Raw genomic sequence first — 4589 nt, 5'->3', positions numbered from 1 at the left:
CCAAAGGCTTCGATCAAGGCAATCGGCGTCAAGAAGCCGAACAGATGCCCGAAAAAGACGATCAACACACCGACATGGAACAGCACCGACCCAAGGATCAACTGCTTGCGCCGCAACAGTTGCGACGACGACGATTTCCAGGTGAACGGGTCACGCTCATACCGCGCGATGGAGCCGATCAGCAGCACACTCAGCGCGATATAGGGGTAGATACCAAAGATGAAATCATGCATCGCGGGTCTCCTTTATTGGGCAGCGCTGCTGCGGGCCGGGGACAGGGGGGCATCCATCTTGGCGAGGATGTCGCGCGAGATCGGGCAACCGGCGCTGGGGTCGGGGGCGAAGGTCACTTGCGCCTCCTCCCACACCGCGTCGAGGGCCGCCAGATCTTCGGGGTTGTCATCGGGTTCTGCCAGCAGGGCGGCCGCGACACCATCCTTGACCGTGGCGCGACCCAGTGCAGCAATCGCAGTCAGCACGGCAGCGTAAGGCGAGTCGCGCCGGGTCAGGCGTTCGGCCAGAACCGTCAGGATCGGGCCAGCGTCGGCCAGAATGTCCTGCGCATCCACCAGCGGTTGTGTCGCCAAAAACTCCAACAACACCGGCAAATGATCGGGCAATTCCGGCCCGACCAGATCAAAACCACCGGCGCGGTAGGTCTCCAACAGGTCCACCATCGCACCGCCTCGGTCCCGGCTTTCGCCGTGGATATGCTCAAACAGATTGAGCGACAGCGTGCGGGAACGGTCAAACAGCAGCACATAGGCTTCTTGCAAGGCATAAATGTCGGTGCTTGCGATATGCTGCAACAGCACCGTGATCGCCGCGCAATCGTCAGGCGGCAGAACCGCTTCCTTTTGCAAAACGGCCTCGATCTCTGGCACAGCCGCTTGCAAATCGGTGCTGGGATAGCTGAGCAGCGCCGAGAGGGCTTTGAAGGTTACAATCATTGCCAACCCTCCGTCGGTGTGACGAATTTTCGCCCGCCGAACAGTTTGCTTTTGCTGGCCCCACCAGAGCAGCCGTTGCCGTCGGTAAAGCCGCACTCGCTGCGCAGATCATAGGCGTCTTCCACCACCTCACGGTGGGTTGTCGGAATGACGAAGCGATCTTCATAATTGGCAATCGCCAACAGGTGATACATCTCATCAATCTGCTGCGGGGTCAGGCCAACCCGTTGGGCAACGCCTAGATTGATCACACCATCCACGGTCTTTGACCGCATATAAGCGCGCATTGCCAGCATCCGTTCCAGCGCCGAAATCACCGGTGCCTCATCGCCTGCCGTCAGCAGATTGGCGAGGTATTGCACCGGAATACGCAAGCTTTTCACATCCGGCATGCCGTCAATTGCGTTGATCTGCCCGGCTTCAGCGGCGTTCTGGATCGGCGATAGCGGCGGCACATACCAGACCATCGGCAAGGTGCGGTATTCGGGATGCAGCGGGAAGGCGATCTTCCACTCCATCGCCATTTTCCAGATCGGCGAATTGCGCGCACCTTTGATCCAATCCTCCGGAACGCCTTCGGCACGGGCGGCCGCAATCACCTCCGGGTCGTTGGGGTCAAGGAAGACGTTGAGCTGCGCATCATACAGGTCTTTTTCATTCTCAACCGAAGCTGCCGCCGCAATCTTGTCGGCATCGTAAAGCATCACACCGATATAGCGGATGCGCCCGACGCAGGTTTCGGAACACACGGTCGGCAGACCGGATTCCAGACGCGGATAGCACATGGTGCATTTTTCCGATTTGCCGGTGGACCAGTTGTAATAAACCTTCTTGTAAGGGCAGGCCGAAACGCACATGCGCCAGCCGCGGCACTTGTCCTGATCAATCAGAACGACGCCATCCTCCTCACGCTTGTAGATCGCCCCCGACGGACAAGCCGAAACGCAAGACGGGTTGAGGCAATGCTCGCACAGGCGCGGCAGATACATCATGAACGTCTGTTCATACTGCCCGTACATTTCCTTCTGGATGCCTTCAAAGTTGTAATCCTGCGAGCGTTTGGCAAATTCGCCACCAAGGATTTCCTCCCAGTTCGGCCCCCATTTGATCTTTTCCATCCGCTCCCCCGACACCAACGAACGCGGGCGGGCGGTGGGGAAGGTTTCCATTTCTGGTGCGGATTTCAGGTGGTCATAGTCAAAGGTGAAGGGCTCATAGTAATCGTCAATCTCCGGTAGGTCGGGGTTGGCGAAGATATTGGCAAGGATGCGCCATTTCGCGCCCTGCTTGGGTTGCAGCTTGCCCGCTTTGGTCCGCTCCCACCCACCGTTCCAACGTTTCTGGTTCTCCCAATCCTTCGGGTATCCGATGCCGGGTTTGGTTTCGACGTTGTTGAACCACGCATATTCAACGCCGTCGCGACTGGTCCAGACGTTCTTGCAGGTGACAGAACAGGTGTGACACCCGATACATTTATCAAGGTTCAGCACCATGCCGATTTGTGCGCGTACTTTCATTCTGCCGCCTCCACTTTTGCGGGCCGGTCAAACCAGTCCACCTCATCCATTTTGCGCACCAACACGAATTCATCGCGGTTGGAGCCGACAGTCCCGTAGTAGTTGAACCCATAGCTAAGCTGCGCATAGCCGCCGATCATATGGGTCGGTTTCAGGATCGTGCGGGTGACCGAGTTGTGGATGCCACCGCGCTTGCCGGTGATCTGGCTGCCGGGGGTGTTCACGATTTTTTCCTGCGCGTGATACATGAAGAGGTTGCCTTCCTTGATGCGCTGGCTGACCACAACCCGCGCCGTCAGCACGCCGTTGGCGTTGAACACCTCGACCCAGTCGTTATCAATCAGGCCGACCTTGCCCGCGTCTGTTTCCGACATCCAGACCACGGGGCCGCCCCGGTTCAGCGTCAGCATCAGCAGGTTATCGGAATAGGTCGAATGGATGCCCCATTTCTGGTGCGGGGTAATAAAATTCAGCACCACGGTTTTGGAATTGCCCGCCTTGCTGCGCGCCGGATCAATGGTTTTCAGATCCACCGGCGGGCGCCATGTCACGAAACCTTCGCCAAAGGCGCGCATCCATTCGTGGTCCTGATAAAGCTGCTGTCGCCCCGAAAGCGTGCGCCACGGGATCAGCTCATGCACGTTGGTATAGCCGGCGTTATAGCTGACCTCCTCGCTCTCAATCCCCGACCATGTGGGCGACGAGATGATCTTGCGCGGCTGTGCGGCGATGTCGCGAAAGCGGATTTTCTCATCCTCTTTCGCTTCCGCCAAGTGGCGATGGCTGCGCCCGGTGATCTTGCTGAGCGCGTCCCACGCTTTCACCGCGACTTCGCCGTTGGTTTCAGGGGCGAGCATCAGGATCATCTCAGCGGCATCAATCGCGGTGTTCAGTTTTGCCAGTCCCTTGCTCACGCCTTCCTCGGTCACACGGCCATTCAGGTCTTGCAGATGATGCGCTTCGGCTTTGGTGTCCCAGGCGATGCCTTTGCCGCCATTGCCGATCTTGTCCATCAGCGGCCCCATGGAGGCAAATTTCTTCGCCAAATTGGGATAATCCCGCTCTACCTCGATAAAGTTGGGTGCGGTTCTGCCGGGGATCAAATCACACTCCCCGGCTTTCCAATCGGCGACCACTGATTGCGCCAACTCGCCGGGTGTGTCGTGCTGCAACGGATGCACCACGATGTCGGTTTCGACCCCAAGCACTTCCGGCGCGATATCGGAAAACCGCTGTGCGATCAGCTTGAAAATCTCCCAGTCCGTTTTGGATTCGTAAGCCGGGTCCACCGCCGCTTGCAGCGGGTGGATGAACGGGTGCATGTCGGAAGTGTTCAGATCGTCCTTTTCGTACCAACTCGCGGTTGGCAATACGATATCGGAGTAGACGCAGGTGGTGGACATCCTAAAATCGAGCGTCACCAGCAGGTCAAGTTTGCCCTCGGGTGCCGCATCATGCCATTTCGCCTCCAACGGTTTGCGCCGGCCTTCTTCGCCCAAATCTTTGCCTTGGATACCGTGATCGGTGCCAAGCAGGTGGCGCAGGAAGTATTCATGCCCCTTGCCCGACGACCCCAGCAGGTTGGAGCGCCACACGAACAAGTTGCGCGGCCAGTTTTCCGGTGCATCCGGGTCTTCGCAAGACATTTCCAGCGCGCCGGATTTGAGGTTCTCGGCGACATATTCCGCCGCCGATTTGCCCGCCGCTTTCGCCGCGCGCCCCACCTCCAATGGGTTGGTTTTCAACTGTGGGGCGGAGGGCAACCAGCCCATACGTTCCGCCTGAATGTTATAGTCGATGAGGCTGCGGTCCGCCCAATTGCCAGCGGGGGCGGTCGGTGACAGAATTTCGCTCGCTGACACGGTTTCATAGCGCCACTGATCCGTGTGGGCATACCAGGCACTGGTGCCGCCGACCTGACGCGGCGGGCGGCTCCAATCCAGCGCGAAGGCGAGGGCGGTCCAGCCGGTTTGCGGGCGCAGCTTCTCCTGACCGACATAATGCGACCAGCCGCCGCCGGATTGTCCGACACAGCCGCACATCACCAGCATGTTGATAATGCCGCGGTAACCCATATCCATATGATACCAATGGTTAAACCCTGCCCCAATAATCACCATCG

Annotated in this window: 4 protein-coding genes; all 4 read right to left on the bottom strand. The window is 58.6% G+C overall.

The genetic code is table 11. The features are described from left to right. The coding region (locus tag L0H65_RS14980) for a respiratory nitrate reductase subunit gamma (RefSeq protein ID WP_301459848.1) at positions 1–233 on the bottom strand (233 nt) is incomplete at its 3' end. A gap of 12 nt (positions 234–245) precedes the next feature. Beyond that, on the bottom strand, positions 246–950 hold the full coding sequence (narJ, locus tag L0H65_RS14975; protein ID WP_301459847.1) for a nitrate reductase molybdenum cofactor assembly chaperone: 705 nt from the start codon (positions 948–950) through the stop codon (positions 246–248). Beyond that, positions 947–2467 (bottom strand): nitrate reductase subunit beta, encoded by a 1521-nt coding sequence (gene narH, locus L0H65_RS14970; protein ID WP_301459846.1) that lies wholly within the window; start codon positions 2465–2467, stop codon positions 947–949. Before narH ends, narJ begins: the two co-directional genes overlap by 4 nt. Continuing rightward, positions 2464–4589 (bottom strand): nitrate reductase subunit alpha (locus tag L0H65_RS14965; RefSeq protein ID WP_301459845.1); only part of this gene is annotated, 2126 nt, incomplete at its 5' end. The genes narH and L0H65_RS14965, both read right to left, overlap by 4 nt.

It is taken from the genome of Pseudorhodobacter sp., assembly GCF_030452865.1.
GTDB lineage: Bacteria > Pseudomonadota > Alphaproteobacteria > Rhodobacterales > Rhodobacteraceae > Pseudorhodobacter.
The sequence above is the reverse complement of the archived record's forward strand: the minus strand, read 5'-3'. Positions and strand labels throughout refer to the sequence as shown.